Annotated in this window: 17 protein-coding genes, 1 tRNA gene and 1 other RNA gene (1 of these 19 only partly in view); 9 read left to right on the top strand and 10 right to left on the bottom strand. The window is 52.9% G+C overall.

Translation table 11 applies throughout. From position 1 onward, the window contains the following. Window positions 1-154: 154 nt before the first annotated feature. The gene (locus EDC54_RS02230) at window positions 155-520 is read left to right on the top strand and encodes a DUF4186 domain-containing protein (RefSeq protein ID WP_132452799.1); all 366 of its coding nucleotides are present in this window, start codon (window positions 155-157) and stop codon (window positions 518-520) included. 86 nt (window positions 521-606) lie between these two features. Here EDC54_RS02230 and EDC54_RS02225 read toward each other — a convergent pair. Beyond that, window positions 607-694 (bottom strand) — tRNA-Ser (locus EDC54_RS02225). Between the two features lie 259 nt (window positions 695-953). Between EDC54_RS02225 and EDC54_RS02220 the strand changes: the two genes are divergently transcribed. Further along, window positions 954-1,775 (top strand): pyridoxal phosphatase, encoded by an 822-nt coding sequence (locus tag EDC54_RS02220; protein ID WP_132452797.1) that lies wholly within the window; start codon window positions 954-956, stop codon window positions 1,773-1,775. 72 nt (window positions 1,776-1,847) lie between these two features. Here the strand turns inward: EDC54_RS02220 and modC are convergent, their stop codons facing one another. The 4 genes from modC to EDC54_RS02200 all read right to left on the bottom strand — a co-directional run bounded on the left by modC (window position 1,848) and on the right by EDC54_RS02200 (window position 4,664). Continuing rightward, on the bottom strand, window positions 1,848-2,900 hold the full coding sequence (gene modC, locus EDC54_RS02215) for a molybdenum ABC transporter ATP-binding protein ModC (protein WP_132453620.1): 1,053 nt from the start codon (window positions 2,898-2,900) through the stop codon (window positions 1,848-1,850). Further along, the gene (gene modB, locus EDC54_RS02210; protein ID WP_132452795.1) at window positions 2,900-3,589 is read right to left on the bottom strand and encodes a molybdate ABC transporter permease subunit; all 690 of its coding nucleotides are present in this window, start codon (window positions 3,587-3,589) and stop codon (window positions 2,900-2,902) included. Before modB ends, modC begins: the two co-directional genes overlap by 1 nt. Beyond that, entirely contained in the window at window positions 3,589-4,359 is a 771-nt protein-coding gene (gene modA, locus EDC54_RS02205; protein ID WP_132452793.1) for a molybdate ABC transporter substrate-binding protein, read from the bottom strand. The genes modB and modA overlap by 1 nt, the downstream gene beginning before the upstream one ends. A gap of 149 nt (window positions 4,360-4,508) precedes the next feature. Beyond that, complete coding sequence (locus EDC54_RS02200; protein WP_132452791.1) at window positions 4,509-4,664, bottom strand: AcrZ family multidrug efflux pump-associated protein; 156 nt, start codon at window positions 4,662-4,664, stop codon at window positions 4,509-4,511. A gap of 196 nt (window positions 4,665-4,860) precedes the next feature. Between EDC54_RS02200 and modE the strand changes: the two genes are divergently transcribed. The 5 genes from modE (at window position 4,861) to gpmA (ending at window position 10,602) form a co-directional block, all read left to right on the top strand. Further along, window positions 4,861-5,652: a molybdenum-dependent transcriptional regulator gene (gene modE / locus EDC54_RS02195; protein ID WP_132452789.1), complete on the top strand. Its 792-nt coding sequence runs from the start codon at window positions 4,861-4,863 to the stop codon at window positions 5,650-5,652. 63 nt (window positions 5,653-5,715) lie between these two features. Then, a complete protein-coding gene (modF, locus tag EDC54_RS02190; RefSeq protein ID WP_132452787.1) occupies window positions 5,716-7,191 on the top strand; it encodes a molybdate ABC transporter ATP-binding protein ModF in 1,476 nt (491 codons plus the stop codon). A gap of 197 nt (window positions 7,192-7,388) precedes the next feature. Then, window positions 7,389-8,405: a UDP-glucose 4-epimerase GalE gene (gene galE, locus EDC54_RS02185; protein ID WP_132452785.1), complete on the top strand. Its 1,017-nt coding sequence runs from the start codon at window positions 7,389-7,391 to the stop codon at window positions 8,403-8,405. A 116-nt stretch (window positions 8,406-8,521) separates the two neighbouring features. Continuing rightward, a complete protein-coding gene (galM, locus tag EDC54_RS02180) occupies window positions 8,522-9,598 on the top strand; it encodes a galactose-1-epimerase (protein ID WP_132452783.1) in 1,077 nt (358 codons plus the stop codon). Window positions 9,599-9,849: 251 nt separating this feature from the next. Next, complete coding sequence (gpmA, locus tag EDC54_RS02175; RefSeq protein WP_132452781.1) at window positions 9,850-10,602, top strand: 2,3-diphosphoglycerate-dependent phosphoglycerate mutase; 753 nt, start codon at window positions 9,850-9,852, stop codon at window positions 10,600-10,602. Window positions 10,603-10,705: 103 nt separating this feature from the next. On the opposite strand, the gene aroG is transcribed toward gpmA, so the two are convergent. Beyond that, entirely contained in the window at window positions 10,706-11,761 is a 1,056-nt protein-coding gene (gene aroG / locus EDC54_RS02170; protein ID WP_132452779.1) for a 3-deoxy-7-phosphoheptulonate synthase AroG, read from the bottom strand. Window positions 11,762-12,021: 260 nt separating this feature from the next. Between aroG and zitB the strand changes: the two genes are divergently transcribed. Then, complete coding sequence (zitB, locus tag EDC54_RS02165) at window positions 12,022-12,969, top strand: CDF family zinc transporter ZitB (RefSeq protein WP_132452777.1); 948 nt, start codon at window positions 12,022-12,024, stop codon at window positions 12,967-12,969. A 10-nt stretch (window positions 12,970-12,979) separates the two neighbouring features. Here zitB and pnuC read toward each other — a convergent pair whose 3' ends face one another. Beyond that, on the bottom strand, window positions 12,980-13,705 hold the full coding sequence (gene pnuC / locus EDC54_RS02160; RefSeq protein ID WP_132452775.1) for a nicotinamide riboside transporter PnuC: 726 nt from the start codon (window positions 13,703-13,705) through the stop codon (window positions 12,980-12,982). A gap of 50 nt (window positions 13,706-13,755) precedes the next feature. After that, the gene (gene nadA / locus EDC54_RS02155; RefSeq protein WP_132452773.1) at window positions 13,756-14,817 is read right to left on the bottom strand and encodes a quinolinate synthase NadA; all 1,062 of its coding nucleotides are present in this window, start codon (window positions 14,815-14,817) and stop codon (window positions 13,756-13,758) included. A gap of 216 nt (window positions 14,818-15,033) precedes the next feature. Here nadA and EDC54_RS02150 point away from each other — a divergent pair, with 216 nt between their 5' ends. Beyond that, window positions 15,034-15,432 carry a YjaA family stress response protein gene (locus EDC54_RS02150; protein WP_132452771.1) on the top strand — a complete coding sequence of 133 codons (399 nt, stop codon included), beginning with the start codon at window positions 15,034-15,036 and terminating at the stop codon, window positions 15,430-15,432. A 14-nt stretch (window positions 15,433-15,446) separates the two neighbouring features. Here the strand turns inward: EDC54_RS02150 and EDC54_RS02145 are convergent, their stop codons facing one another. Together EDC54_RS02145 and EDC54_RS02140 are read right to left on the bottom strand one after the other, a co-directional pair. Beyond that, window positions 15,447-16,163 carry a DUF554 domain-containing protein gene (locus EDC54_RS02145; RefSeq protein WP_132452769.1) on the bottom strand — a complete coding sequence of 239 codons (717 nt, stop codon included), beginning with the start codon at window positions 16,161-16,163 and terminating at the stop codon, window positions 15,447-15,449. A 267-nt stretch (window positions 16,164-16,430) separates the two neighbouring features. Next, window positions 16,431-16,505: non-coding RNA, RtT sRNA (locus EDC54_RS02140), on the bottom strand; it runs 7 nt beyond the window's last position.

The raw sequence follows: 16,505 nt of genomic DNA, 5'->3' as shown, positions 1-16,505 counted from the left end.
TAAAAAATAACGCACTTGCTCAACCTGACGCACGGTATACCCTAAATGCCAGTCACTCTATTCTACAGAGGCATAACAAGGCTACTATTGATTTCTGCGCCAGCATACGCGCTTATCTGTTCTTTCATCATTCTGGTTTCACGGACTTAAGGTTATGATCACGTTTGATACGCTATTTTCCCGGCTTGCCCGTTCCCCTTTCCGCCAGCGCTTTCGATTAGGCATGAAAGAACGCAGCTATTGCTACCAAAAAGGTAAGGAAACGATCGCCTCTCATGCCGCCGATTTTATCGCTCACAGGCTGGCGCCAGCCGATCCGACCAACGATGGCAAACAGACGCCTATGCGCGGCCACCCGGTGTTTATCGCGCAGCACGCTACCGCGACCTGCTGTCGGGGATGTCTGGAGAAATGGCATCATATCGCTCAGCATCGTCCGCTCAGCGATGAGGAGCAACGCTATGTCGTCGACGTGATTCTGTACTGGCTGGAAAAAGATTTGGCTAAACATCACGAATGATGTAGCGATGATCTACCGGGTAATCACTACGAGACAGACGTAAGAGAAATAAATGAGATACAACAAATGGAGAGAGAATGCGGAAGTGGCGGAGGAGTAGAGATTCGAACTCTAGAACGCTTTCGCGTCGCCGGTTTTCAAGACCGGTGCCTTCAACCACTCGGCCACTCCTCCGCAACGACGCGCACTATAAACAGTACGTTGAGTCTTGTAAAGCGGTGTGATGGCCAATTGCTCAAAAAACAGATGACAACTCGTTGAAAGTATAGAAAACAGCCAATGATGGTACGTTTATATCACCGCGGTAGCGGGGAGCATTTGTCGCTAACAGCGATCGCAAACACATTTATCCTGCGGTTGTCTGTTTATTTTTCGCCACGTCCGATATCGTAAGCGGCCATGGATATTCACCTCTTTTATTGACGAGACAACGATGACCTACCGCGTAATTGCTCTTGATCTTGATGGCACCCTGTTGAATCAGCAGAAAAAAATCCTTCCCGAATCCCTTAACGCACTCACACTGGCGCGTCAGCAAGGCATAAAAATCGTTATCGTGACCGGCCGCCACCATTCCGCGATCCATCCTTTTTATCAGGCATTGCAGTTGGATACGCCCGCGATCTGCTGTAACGGTACTTACGTCTACGATTATCAGCGGGGTCAGGCATCACACGCTAATCCGCTCTCCGCCGAACAGGCCAAAAATGTCATCGCGCTATTGCAGGAATTTGATATTCATGGACTGATGTATGCCGACGACGATATGTATTATCAATATCCTACCGGGCACGTGGTTCGCACGCAGGCTTGGGCTTCCACATTGCCGCAACAACAGCGCCCGCGTTTTGCACAAGTAGAAAATCTGACGCGTCAGGCGGAAACGTCCCACGCGATCTGGAAATTTGCGACTTCGCACGCAGATATCCCGACACTAAACCATTTCTCATCAGAAGTGGAAAAACGGCTAGGGCTGGCCTGCGAATGGTCATGGCAGGATCAGGTTGATATCGCGCAAACCGGCAACAGCAAAGGCAAACTGCTCCGGCAATGGCTCGGCGAGCAGGGTATAAGTATGAAAGAGGTCGTCGCCTTTGGTGACAATTTCAACGATATCAGCATGCTGGAAGGCGCAGGCCTGGGGGTGGCAATGGGCAACAGCGCCGATGAAATCAAGGCGCGCGCCAATCTGGTGATCGGCAGCAATGAAGAGCCTAGCATCGCGGACGTTATCCGCTCTCGCGTGCTGGCATAGCGGATATCGCGCAATCAGGCCCTTTCCTCATTGCGCACGTTGACGGTGATGATGACTCACCGCGGAATTCCTTTACGCCGTAATCGACACGCTTTTAATCTGCGCATACAGGGGTTGTCCCGGATAAAGCGCCAGATCGTCGCGTGCCCACGGCGTAATGCGGGACCAGAGGATCTGCTGGCCGACGGCTAGCTTCACCTCAATCTGCCCGTCAACGTCAAGGCACTCTACCACGCTGGCGTGCAACACATTGCGAATACTGCTTTTTTCCGGCGGCTGTAGCACCAGAGAGACATCGGCGGCATTCACGCGGATGCGCAACATTGCCCCCTGAGGCAACCCCGTTTTTCCGACCCATAGCCGTTGGTCGCCCAACGCCAGCGCCGTCATCGCGTAATGCGCATGCTGAGTCAGCACCTGCGCGTTCAGAATACTGCTTTGCTCATCAAACCAAGCGCGCAGCGCGCTGCTGGCCCATACCTCTTCCAGTAGCCCTTGCGCTTTCACTTTACCGTTATCAAGCACGAGAACACGATCTGCCAGCCGTACCATTTCTTCCAGGCTGTGGCTGACATACAGGATGGGAACATTCACTTCTTTCGCCAGACGTTCTAAATAGGGCAGCAATTCACGCTTTCTGGGCAAATCGAGCGATGCCAGCGGCTCATCCATCAGCAGTAGTGCGGGTGCGGTCAACAATGCCCGGCCAATAGCAACGCGCTGTTTTTCCCCGCCGGATAACGTCAACGGATAGCGGTTCAGCAGGTGCTCAATACCCAGCAAATTCACGACGTCATCAAACTGCGTCGCCATTGCCGACGCCATGCCGTAGCGTAAATTACCCCGCACGCGATAATGGGGGAACAACCGCGCATCCTGAAACACGTAGCCGATACGCCGCTTCTCCGGCGGCAGAAAAATATGCCGCTGCGTATCCACCAACACATGGTCGTTGAGCGCGATACGCCCGGCGTCGGGCCGTGTCAGACCTACTACCGCGTTGATTAATGACGTCTTCCCCGCGCCGGACACGCCGAAAATCGCCGTAATGCCCTTCGCAGGCAGTTCAGACTGTACGCGGAGCTCAAGATCTCCCAGCCGTTGATGAAAATCGAGTTGCAGCATCATCCCCCCAACCGCTTGCGGCTCCAGTTTGTCAACCATTCTGATGCCAGCAGCGATACCAACGACAAGGCAATGGCAATCATACAGAGCCGAGCGGCATCCGCCTCTGCGCCGGGTGTTTCAATCAGGGTATACATCGCCAGCGGAATCGTTCGGGTTTCACCGGGAATATTAGAAACAAAGGTGATGGTCGCGCCAAATTCCCCCAAGGAGCGGGCAAATGCCAGTACGGTTCCAACCACGATGCCGGGAAAAGAGAGGGGTAATGTGATAGTGAAAAACACGCGCCACGGCGTCGCCCCCAGCGTGCGGGCAGCCTGTTCCAGACGCGTATCGACTGCGTCAAGCGATAGCCGGATCGCCCGAACCATCAGCGGGAAGGCGACAATCGCTGACGCTAATGCCGCCCCTCGCCAGCTAAAGCTAAAGCTGAAGCCAAACCAGTCATAGAGCCAGGAACCGATTACACCGCGTCTTCCCATTGCCACCAGCAGCAAATACCCGATAACTACTGGCGGTAATACCAGCGGTAAATGAATAACGCTATCCAGCAATGATTTGCCGGGAAAGCGGCAACGCACCAAAATCCACGCGGTTAGAATGCCAAACGGCAGGCTGCACGCGACAGCCATAATAGAAACCTTCAGGCTCAGCTCAACCGCCTGCCATTCGTAATCACTCAGCATCATTAACGCGGCGTAAAGCCATAACGTTTAAACACCGCCGCCGCCTCCGGCGTTTTCAGATAAGCATAAAACCCGGTCACGGCAGGATTTTTATGCTCTTTCACGATGGCCATCGGGTATTCGACAGGCTTGTGACTCGCCGCCGGGAACGTGCCGATAACCTTGACTTTGTCGCTGGCGACGGCGTCGGAACCGTAAACGATGCCCAACGGCGCTTCTTCACGTTCCACCAGCGCCATGGCTGCACGCACGTTGTTTGCCCGCGCCATCCGTGGTGAAAGTTCATCCCAGGCTTTCAGATTCTGCAAGGCTTCTTTAGCATAGATCCCGGCAGGCACGTGATCCGGATCGCCAACGGCCAGACGTCCGTCTTTCAGCAGGCTTTTCCAGTCAGTGTTATTGTCAATATTGATGTTTTTTTGCGTGCTCGTCTTCGGCGCTATCACCACCAGCTCATTGCCCAACAGCGTGTGACGCGTAGCGGTATCCATCAGGTTTTTATCCTGCGCGTAGTCCATCCACTGCTGGTCGGCTGAAATAAACAGATCGGCAGGCGCGCCCTGTTCAATCTGGCGCGCCAGCGTGGAAGATGACGCGAAAGACGCCACAACGGTGACATTTTTCTCTTTTTGATATTGCGCTGCAATGTCCTGCAACGCATTAGTCAACGACGCGGCGGCAAACACCGTGACGTTATTTTCTGCGACGGCAGGCAACGCCATCCCGGCACTGAGGGTCAGTGCCGCACACCACTTCAACCATTGCTGTTTCATTTTTTTCTCCTGACAATCATCGTTATGTAAATAATGATATAACGAATTGTCAAGCCGTGTCATGCGCTTTAAAGGGGTAGATACGGAGGCGTCGATAAAAAAAATGTCCGGCAAAAGCCGGACATCAAAACAGAAAAAGAGAGTATGAATCAGTGCTGATTTTTTGCGCGCTGACCATCAGCATGGCCGACTCTGGACAACACGTTAAATACTTCGCCCAGACCATAAATCGCCCCCATGATGACGGCCATCATGACCGGAACCATGGCAACTGCAAACAGCAGGCTCTTTAACAACTCCAACATGCTTACCTCACTTATTGCAACGGTTACCGCTACTTTAGTCGACATAACACACTATTTCACTAAAAACCGGAATCGTCATTATTGTTTTGTAGTCTACCGTAGTAGTAGAAAATAGTACGGCTATTTGTGCGATTTGCCCCTCCGCAAGAAAATAGCGACAATACAGCCAATTAAATTCACCGACGGTGCGCTCACTATGCAGGCTGAAATCCTTCTTACCCTGAAACTCCAACAGCGGTTATTCGCCGATCCGCGGCGTATTGCATTACTGAAGCAAATTCGCCATACCGGTTCAATCAGCCAGGGAGCCAAACTGGCGGGAATCAGCTACAAGAGCGCGTGGGACGCCATTAATGAGATGAACCAACTGGCGGACCAGACGATCGTCGAACGCATGACCGGCGGTAAAGGCGGCGGCGGCGCCGCGATCACCCGCTATGGCGAGCGTCTGCTCCAGTTGTACGATCTGCTCGCGCAGGTTCAGCAAAAAGCCTTTGATGTCCTTCAGGACGACGGGCTACCGCTGGATAGCCTGCTGGCAGCCATCGCGCGTTTCTCGCTGCAAACCAGCGCCCGTAACCAGTTTTTTGGAACCGTGCTCGCACGCAGTGAAGAACAGGTACAACAACATCTGACGATTTTACTCGCCGATGGTAAAACAACGATCGACGCGCTGATTACGCAACAAAGCGCCGAACGTCTGCAACTTCAGGCAGGAAAAGAGGTACTGGCGCTGATTAAAGCTCCCTGGGTTGAGGTGCACGCCGCAACGTCTGCCACACCTACGGCAGATAACGTCCTTCCGGGGCGGGTTCAAACCATCCAGCGCGGCGCGGAGAACAGCGAAATATTGATTGCGCTGAGCGGAGGAGAGCCCCTATGCGCCACGGTATCGAACGCCGTGCTGGAACAGCAGAGGCTCCAACAGGGAACGGACGTCAATGCCAGCTTCAACGCCGACCGGGTTATCATCGCCACACTGTGTTAATACCGTGTGGGGCAAAGCAGTCAACGACAGCAGGCCATACGGCCACTTGACGAAGGATAGAAAATGGCATTGTTGAACATAACACAGGGGCTGTTTCGTCTCAGCGATACACGCATGCTGCGTCTGGACGAACTGACGCTCGACGCAAATCAGTGCTGGGCCGTAGTCGGCGCCAACGGGAGCGGAAAATCGGCGCTGGCGCGCGCGCTATCCGGCGAATTACCGCTTTTAAGCGGTGAGCGGACAAATACGTTTCAGCGCCCAGTCCGCCTGTCATTTGAACAATTGCAAAAGCTGGTTTCTGACGAATGGCAGCGTAATAACACCGACCTGTTGAGCGAAGGCGAAGACGACACAGGCCGCACAACGGCGGAAGTGATCCAGGACACGGTGAAAAACGTCGAACGTTGCCATCAACTGGCGCAACAATTTGGCATTGCCCCTTTGCTGACGCGCCGTTTCAAATATCTCTCTACGGGTGAAACACGCAAGGCGATGCTCTGCCAGGCGCTGATGCCCCAACCAGACCTGCTGATTCTTGACGAACCCTTCGATGGGCTGGATGTGGCTTCCCGTCAGCAGCTCACGGATGAACTGCAAAAACTCGCAGAAACCGGCTATACGCTGGTGCTGATCCTGAATCGCTTTGACGATATTCCTGACTTTATCAATCATGTCGGCGTGCTGGCTGACTGCACCTTGACCCGCGTCGGCCCGCGTGAAGCCATCCTCTCTGAAGCGTTGGTGGCACAGCTCGCCTTCAGCGAAAAGCTGTCAGACAGTTCACTACCGGAACCAGAAGATCCACAGCGCCATACCACGCTGCCCGTTGACGAAGCACGAATTTCGTTGCGTAACGGCGTGGTGCAATATAACGATCGCCCTATTTTGCACGGGCTGACCTGGGAAGTGCTACCGGGCCAACACTGGCAAATTGTCGGGCCGAACGGCGCGGGAAAATCTACCCTGCTCAGCCTGATAACCGGCGACCATCCTCAGGGTTACAGCAACGATCTTACGCTATTTGGCCGTAAGCGCGGCAGAGGTGAAACCATCTGGGACATCAAGCGCCATATCGGCTATGTCAGCAGCAGTTTTCACCTCGATTACCGCGTCAGCACCAGCGTGCGTAACGTTATCCTGTCCGGTTTCTTCGACTCTATCGGGATCTATCAGGCGGTATCCGATCGCCAACATCATCTGACAGAGCAGTGGCTTGCGCTGCTCGGCCTTGATGGCCCCATTGCGGACACCCCGTTTCAGTCCCTCTCCTGGGGGCAACAACGACTGACGCTGATTGCGCGAGCGTTGGTCAAGCACCCCGCGCTGCTGATTCTCGACGAACCTTTACAGGGGTTAGATCCCCTCAACCGCCAACTGGTGCGCCGCTGGCTGGATATCCTGATTGGCGAAGGGGAAACTCAACTGCTGTTTGTATCCCATCATGCAGAAGATGCGCCAGCCTGCATTACGCATCGACTTACCTTCGTCCCCAACCATGATATCTACCGTTATCAGATCGATTCATTACAGGGATAAATCCTGAAAGTAAGGATGATAACGCTACCACGGGGTAAAATGCCGGGTAGAAATGTATGTGACCTTGCATTTCTACCTACGCTGTGTTGGATTTACAGGCAAACAATCATTAATAACAGGGCGCTGATTTTCGCCATTGCGCATTTTTCAGCGTACAACCATGTTATTTTGCAAAATCATGATAGACAGAGGTTATTATGAACGTTCTTGTCACAGGTGGTAGCGGTTACATAGGCAGTCACACATGTGTACAGTTATTAAGCGCCGGACATACCCCCATCATTCTGGATAACCTGTGCAACAGTAAGGCCAGCGTCGTGAAAACCATTGCGCGTTTAACCGGTAAAACACCCGTTTTTTATCAGGGAGATATTCGCGACAGCGCACTGTTGGACGACATTTTCGCTAAGCACGCCATTGATTCGGTCATCCACTTTGCAGGATTAAAAGCCGTGGGAGAATCGGTTCGGGAACCCATCAGCTATTACGATAATAACGTCTACGGCACGCTGACGCTGGTTGAAGCGATGAAGAAATCGGGTGTTAATAATCTGATTTTCAGCTCCTCGGCCACCGTCTACGGCGATCAACCCCAGATACCTTATCAGGAAAGTTTTCCGACGGGGCACCCTGCCAGCCCTTATGGCCGCAGCAAACTGATGGTTGAGCAGATTCTGCAAGATTTACAACATGCCGAGCCGGAATGGAGCATTGCGCTGCTGCGCTATTTCAACCCGGTTGGCGCGCATCCATCAGGTGAAATGGGGGAAGATCCGCAGGGTGTGCCCAATAATCTGATGCCATATATCGCCCAGGTTGCTGTAGGGCGTCGCGACACGCTGGCCATCTTTGGTAATGACTATCCCACCGTTGACGGTACTGGCGTGCGGGACTATATCCACGTAGTCGATCTGGCCGATGGGCACATCGCCGCCATGAATGCCCTGCAAAATTGTGCCGGCGTGCATATTTATAATCTCGGGGCTGGCGTAGGCTACAGTGTGTTACAGGTCGTCGAAGCCTTTAGTCAGGCCTGCGGCAAACCGGTGGCTTACCATTTTGCTCCGCGTCGTCAGGGCGATTTAGCCGCTTACTGGGCTGATGCCGAACGTGCGGCAAAAGATCTTGACTGGAGAGTCACGCGTTCACTACAGGAAATGGCGCAGGACACCTGGCGCTGGCAATCCAACCACCCCAATGGGTATCCGGAATAGTGGCGTATCTCACGTCGAGCAATGGGCAGCGCAGAGTTATTGCTACGGTCTGCCCCCGGCGTGAAACATAACGGCCAACCTTTTCGTGGTGTGTCAGGCGCTAACAGGAGCAAATCATGTTGAATGAAAAACTGAGTGCGTTGGCGCCAGACGGCCAGCCGTTTCAATTAACGACGCTACAGAATCAGGCCGGTATGCGCGTATGCCTTATGGACTGGGGAGCAACCTGGATTTCCTGTGAACTTCCCCTGCTAAAAGGCGAAGTACGAGAAGTCCTGTTAGGCTGTGCATCGCCGGTTCAATATCCACAGCAGGGGGCGTATCTCGGCGCATCTATTGGCCGCTATGCTAATCGCATCGCCAAGGCGACATTCAGTCACGACGCTCAAACCTTTTATCTGGCTGCCAATCAGGGTGAACATCAGTTACACGGCGGCCCGGAAGGTTTCCACGCCCGGCGCTGGCGCATTATCAGCAAAGACGCTATGCAGGTGACTTACCAGTTGCATTCGCCGGATGGCGATCAGGGCTTCCCGGGCCACCTCAACGTGCAGGCGACCTATACCCTGACCGAGCATAATTCGTTAGAGATTAGCTATCAGGCCACGGTGGAAAAAGCATGTCCCGTCTGCCTGACCAACCATGCCTATTTCAATCTTGATGGCGGACAGACCGACGTGCGTAAACATCAGTTGCAATTGTTTGCCGACGCTTATTTACCGGTCGATAGTTCGGGCATTCCCAACGCCGGCCTGACGCAGGTCGGCGGTACCGGTATGGACTTCCGCCGACCGAAAACACTGGAAGAGGATTTCCTGCGTGACGGTGACCAAATGGCCGTCGGCGGCTACGATCACGCTTACTTAGTGCACCGGATCTGCGGTTCCAGCGAAAATCCGGCCGCCAATTTATGGTCATCCGACGGTCGTGTGCTGATGAGCGTCTTTACCAACGCCCCCGCCTTGCAGCTCTATAGCGGCAATTTTCTGGCCGGGACGCCCTCACGAGACGGCGGCCAGTATGAGAACTACGCAGGCGTCGCACTGGAGAGTGAGTTTCTGCCGGACAGCCCGAATCACCCCGAATGGCCGCAACCCGACTGCTGGCTGAAACCGGGTGAAGTTTATCGCTCGGATACCACGTACCAGTTTCTCGTACAGAAACCACACAACGAAACATCGTTCTCCCGATAAAATGGGTATAGCGACTCCCCCGGTCATTAAGGCAAGCCGCACAAACGCAACGAGCTGAGCACAAAGCGACCGTCGCAATTGGATAAGGCGAATTCCGGTTTGCTGAAACGGTAAAGCTTGAGCGTGATTTTGCGCAAATAACCTGCGGATAAATCACGCCAGCCAACGACTATCGATTGCCGATAACCGTTCTCCACCCCTATAATGAAGTCAGTTATCACAGAAATCTTAGGATAGAAAGGAGTTTAGCGATGGCTGTAACTAAGCTGGTACTGGTAAGACACGGTGAGAGCCAGTGGAACAAAGAAAACCGCTTCACAGGCTGGTACGATGTCGATCTGTCCGACAAAGGCCGTTCAGAAGCCAAAGCCGCAGGTAAGCTACTAAAAGACGAAGGTTTCTCCTTTGACTTCGCTTATACCTCCGTACTGAAACGCGCCATTCATACACTGTGGAATATACTGGACGAGCTGGATCAGGCCTGGCTGCCGGTCGAGAAATCCTGGAAGCTGAATGAGCGCCATTATGGTGCATTGCAGGGTCTGAACAAAGCTGAAACCGCCGAGAAATACGGCGACGATCAGGTTAAGCAATGGCGTCGTGGTTTTGCGATTACGCCGCCGGAACTGACTCGTGATGACGAGCGTTTCCCTGGGCACGATCCGCGTTACGCCTCGCTGAGCGACAAAGAGCTGCCGCTGACTGAAAGTCTGGCGTTGACCATCGATCGTGTCGTTCCTTACTGGAATGAAACCATCCTGCCACGCATCAAAAGCGGCGAGCGCGTGATCATCGCGGCTCACGGTAATTCACTGCGTGCGCTGGTGAAATATCTGGACAACATGAGCGAAGAAGAGATTCTGGAACTGAACATCCCGACTGGCGTACCGTTGGTGTATGAGTTCGATGAGAATTTCAAACCTATCAAGCGTTACTATCTGGGCAACGCGGATGAGATCGCCGCGAAAGCTGCTGCGGTCGCAAATCAGGGTAAAGCCAAATAATTTACCGCTGCATGAGAAAACCCGGCTCAGGCCGGGTTTTTTATCGCATGCTGTTCGTCGGGCCGCCGCAAACGCTCTCTGCGTTTTTATGCCGCCAATGATGTCACTGACTACGGCGCTCGCGTACCGCAGACGCTAACTGGCGCAGCAGAGATTCCGTATCTTCCCAACCAATACAGGCATCGGTAATGCTGCGGCCATAAACCAGCGGCTCGCTGCCGCCCAGACTCTGGTTTCCTTCAACCAGATGGCTTTCCACCATTACGCCCATGATCGCTTTTTCGCCCCGTGCAACCTGCCCACAGACATCAGTGCAAACATCCATCTGCTTTTTGAACTGTTTACTGCTGTTCGCATGGCTGAAATCGATCATCACCTGCGGCGCCAGACCCGCTTTTTCCAGACCGGCCTTAACCTCTTTCACATGCTCGGCGCTGTAGTTCGGGGTTTTCCCACCGCGCAGAATAATATGGCAATCATTGTTACCGCTGGTGTTCACGATAGCCGAATGGCCCCATTTGGTGACGGACAGGAAGCAGTGCGGCGCGCTGGCTGCGTTGATCGCATCAATCGCGACCTTGATGGTGCCATCAGTGCCGTTTTTGAACCCCACCGGGCAAGATAAGCCGGACGCCAGCTCACGGTGTACCTGAGATTCGGTAGTACGTGCGCCAATAGCCCCCCAGCTCATCAGATCCGCCACATATTGCGGGGTAATCATATCCAGAAATTCACCCGCTGCCGGCATCCCAATATCATTGATTTCCAGCAACAGCTGGCGCGCAATACGCAGGCCGTCATTAATCTGGAAGCTATTATCCATATGCGGGTCGTTGATCAGTCCTTTCCAGCCTACCGTCGTGCGTGGTTTTTCAAAATAAACCCGCATCACCACTTCCAGATCGTCACTTAATTCGTTCCGCATCGCCAGCAGGCGCGTCGCATAGTCTTTCGCCGCTTTTGTGTCGTGGATCGAGCAAGGGCCAATCACGACCAGCAGGCGATCATCATTACCATTAAGAATTTTATGGATAGCCGTACGTGCGAACGATACCGTTTCCGCAGCCTTCTCCGTGGCTGGAAATTTTTCCAACAAAGCAACAGGCGGCAAAAGCTCATTAATCTCTTTAATTCTTAAATCGTCATTTTGATAATTCATAAATAGATCCATCGGTTCGAAACGGTAGGTAAAGCCATCCAATACGCGCCACCACGCCGGGGCAGGCAGCTTAAGATATAAGATGTTTCATCTTGAAGATTGGTTATTATATGTCAAGCTGGTGTCGTCGGGGCGCTGAAATCTGTAGGATTTACGCGATCAAATGCTCTCAGATCGCGTATACGTCCTATTTTCACCACCACAACGACACTCTGTGGGTTTCAGCCCCGGGGATATAACCGCAAACTCAGGACGATTCTATGGCACATAACCACAGCCACTCGGGATCAGGCGACAGTAAGCGCTTGATGGCCGCCTTCATTATCACCGCCGCCTTTATGGTGGCTGAGGTCATTGGCGGGCTGCTTTCCGGCTCTCTCGCCCTGCTCGCAGATGCAGGCCATATGTTGACGGATGCCGCCGCCCTGTTCGTCGCGCTCGTCGCCGTGCGTTTTGCACGACGAAAGCCTAACGCACGTCACACATTCGGCTATTTGCGACTCACCACGCTCGCCGCGTTTGTAAACGCGCTAACGCTGATTGTGCTGACTGCCTTTATCTTCTGGGAAGCGATTCAACGCTTTTACGATCCTCAGCCCGTTGCCGGCTTCCCCATGCTGCTTATCGCCGTTGCCGGGTTGCTGGCGAACATCACCGCATTTTGGCTGTTACACCACGGCAGCGAAGAAAAAAATATTAACGTCCGTGCGGCCGCGCTGCATGTTCTGGGAGACCTGCTAGGCTCCGTTGGCGCCATTATTGCCGCCGTTATCATCCTTTACACCAACTGGACGCCGATTGATCCGATCCTCTCTATTCTGGTTTCTTGTCTGGTATTGCGCAGTGCGTGGGCGCTGTTGAAAGAGAGCATTCACGAACTGCTGGAAGGAACGCCGAATCAGTTCAGCGTCGAGGTACTCCAGAAAGATCTGACGCTGAACATACCTGAAATCAGAAATATCCATCATGTACACCTGTGGCAGGTTGGCGAAAAACCTATGATGACGCTACACGCCCAGGTCGTGCCGCCTCACGATCACGATGCACTGTTGAAGCGTATTCAGGAATATTTATTGAAAAATTACCAGATCGCTCATGCGACCATTCAGATGGAGTATCAACGCTGTGATGATGGACACTGCTCATTTCATCATCAGGAAAACCATCCAGCGATACAAGGGGCAGGATGCCATCACCACAAGCATTAAAAAAATCAGATTACACGCCGTTTGACACAGTCTCGACACGATTTTCCTGCGCGCTCTTAATCCACAGCCAGGAGCCGTTCAGGGCAATCAGCGTCAGAACGGCGTATTCAACCGCCATCGCATAGACGCCCTGATAAGCAAAGATGACCACGCTGATCACATCAATCACCACCCACAATAGCCAGTTCTCAACGTATTTGCGCGTCATCAGCAGCATTGCCACGATCGACAACACCATCATGGTGGAATCCCAAAACGGAAACGCATCCGGCTGAAGAGTCGGCATCTGTACCGACAGCCCGAGCCCCTGCATGCCGGAAACAGCGATACGCGTCAGCACGGCAAACACCGCGTCGATATAGAACGTCATCAGGCCAATCGCAACAACGCTCGCCACCGACCAGGCAATCAGTTTCCGCACCGGGAGCCAACGGATACGTAGCTCCACTTCCTGCGTATCCGTCTTGCGCGTCCAGGCATACCAGCCGTAAATATTGGCGGCAAAGAAGAAAATTTGCAGCAACAGGCTGGCATACAGTTGAATTTGAAAAAATATCACGGCAAACAGCGTGACGTTAATCAACCCAAACAGATAGTTGATGGTTTTTTCCTGACTCGCTAACCAGATGCACAGCAGGCCAAATAGCGTACCAATGGCCTCAATCCAGGAGAGATCGTATCCCCCTTCTCCTAAAGGAATATGAATCAACATATTACTGGTACTAAAAAAATCCATTACGCCACCCTGTCTTCATCAATGTTTATTATGATGCCAGATAACCTTTATCAGGCATTCCCTTTCACACGAACGTTGAATGCTGCGGCAAAATCCAGCATCCGGTTGAGCGGAATTAGCGCCCCCTCTCGCAGAGCGGCATCAACATGGATCTCGTGCGCGCTTCCCCCCTGCTCCAGTGCGTTAGCAATGGCCTCTAACCCATTCATCGCCATCCACGGACAGTGGGCGCAACTGCGGCAGGTCGCGCCTTCTCCCGCGGTCGGCGCTTCCAGCAATGTCTTCTCCGGGCAGGCCTGCTGCATTTTGTAGAAAATGCCGCGATCGGTCGCCACGATCAGCTCACGCTGCGGCAGCGTCTTCGCGGCCTGAATCAGCTGGCTGGTTGATCCTACCGCATCAGCCATGTCTACCACGCTTTGCGGCGATTCCGGGTGAACCAGAATTGCCGCATTGGGATAAAGCATTTTCATACGCTTTAGCGCCTGCGTTTTAAATTCATCATGAACAATGCAGGCGCCTTGCCAGCACAATACATCAGCCCCCGTTTGCTTCTGCACATAGTGTCCCAGATGGCGATCCGGTGCCCAGATTATTTTCTCCCCCAGACTGTCAAGATGGTCGATCAGCTCAACCGCAATACTGGAAGTGACAACCCAATCAGCGCGCGCTTTTACCGCCGCAGACGTATTGGCATATACCACCACCGTCCGATCCGGGTGCGCATCGCAAAAACGGCTGAATTCATCGGCAGGACAACCAAGATCAAGCGAACATTCCGCCTCTAATGTAGGCATCAGGATCGTTTTTTCCGGATTAAGGATCTTGGCCGTTTCCCCCATAAAGCGCACGCCCGCGACCAGTAGCGTAGACGCCGTATGGCTGCTGCCAAACCGAGCCATTTCCAACGAATCCGCGACACAGCCGCCCGTTTCTTCCGCCAGAGCCTGAATGTCAGGATCGGTGTAGTAATGGGCGACCATAACGGCATTTTTTTCCCGTAGCAGCGTTTTAATCCTGCTACGATAGTACTGTTTTGTATCAGCCGATAAAGGTCTGGGCTTCGGCGGAAAAGGGTAAATAGCCTCATTGCTATCAAAACGAATACGCATTATAGATTCCACGATGACGCCTCGGGTTGTAATACCTGACACTGATTCACAGTCGGCAAACAGGTTTTTTATCCTAAACAAAATACCGAAAAAAATACGCAAAGTCGCGCGGGTTTTTCCAGATTTGCGGCTGTTTTGTTTAATATGCTTAAAACAGAGCCGTAAGGATCGTTAACTCTGTACGATTTCCCCAAGGGGACAAAGGAGAAAAAAGGCATGGCCAGCCTGTATATCAGAATTTATCGCGATACCCTGAGCGTTCGGAATGTCAAAACCGGCCAGGAGGTGACAGAAAAATCGGAGATGCCTTTTACTACCTCTCGCCTGCTACTGGGACAGATGATCCCTGCGATGAAGCTACTGGCGCTGCTCACCCGCAACGTTGCCCCTAAGCGTTTTACCGATCTTTTTACCGCTCATAACGTCATTATTCATGCCATGGAAATGAACCAAGGGGGCTACAGTCAGGTGGAATTTGCCAGCTATATTGAGCTGGCCAGAAGCATCAGCCCAAAAGGGAGACATATTTATGTTTGCAGCAAGAATACGCCGCTTACCGATCGGGAAGCCATGCAGGCTTTTCGCGGCGACGCATTCAAGATCGTCAGCCGCTAACCAAACGCCGCACGTCAGGCAAACAGGCGGTGCCAGTACAGAGAGATGGGGATAACCAGAATCAAGGCAGGAAGGAAGTTAACCACGGCAAAGGCTTTGATCTGCGCAATCCTAAGCCCTACTGCGATCATGATAATACCACCACAGGCAGAAAAATCGCCCATCGTAGTCAACGTCATGAAAGGCATGATTAATTTAGCGGAGAAAAACAACAGCGTCTGGACAATCATCTGCGGGATGGCAATCGACATGACCGCAATGCCAAGCGAGATAGAAAAGATCAGCGCGGTGAAAATATCCAAAGCGGATTTAATGATAAGCAGTTGATAATCACCCGTTAGCCCTTCCGTCAGCGCCCCGACGACACCGGTGCCGCTGGCGCAAAACAGGACAATTAACGCGGTAAAATTCTGGTTAAATACATCCTGCAGCAAGCGATGCTTTTGCTCAGGCAGGATGCGATTTAATCCCTTCTGGATCATCATCCCCGCCCATTGCACGCCGGATTCCATACGCAGCAGTTCACCTAACGCAACGCCAATGACAATAGCCAACGCCACCGCAGGCAACTGTTGGACTTTAACTACCAGCGTCACCCCCATCGCAATCGACACCATAGCAAACGCAGGAGGCAGCCCATCCTGCAACCGCAGGGGGATAAAACGACGCAAAATAATACCAAGACCGCTACCAATCAGGATAGCAGCACCATTAATCAACGGACCGACCATAACATCTCCCGAAACAGGGCGACACACACTTCCCTGTAGTAATGAATACCGCTAAACAGAATGCGACAACATAAAGCCAGCACATATGCAGTTTGAGATAGGGCGGTATAGCCATGAGTGGATGAAAAGCGGGTAATATACCTCAAAGCGCGCCCCGGCGGGAATGACGACGGCTTTATCTCACCTACACGACACGCACAATATGCTGCATCAGGTGAATTTAAGTTAAATGGGGAATCATGCGAGAATGGTGGGTCGTGCAGGATAACTCGGCCTTTGGCCTCGCCCCTTCGGGGTCAACGCTGCCGCGTTGCTGTCTCGCTTCGCTCGGCTCGAACCTGA

The organism is Samsonia erythrinae (assembly GCF_004342665.1).
Taxonomy (GTDB): Bacteria; Pseudomonadota; Gammaproteobacteria; order Enterobacterales; family Enterobacteriaceae; genus Samsonia; species Samsonia erythrinae.
The sequence above is the reverse complement of the archived record's forward strand: the minus strand, read 5'-3'. Positions and strand labels throughout refer to the sequence as shown.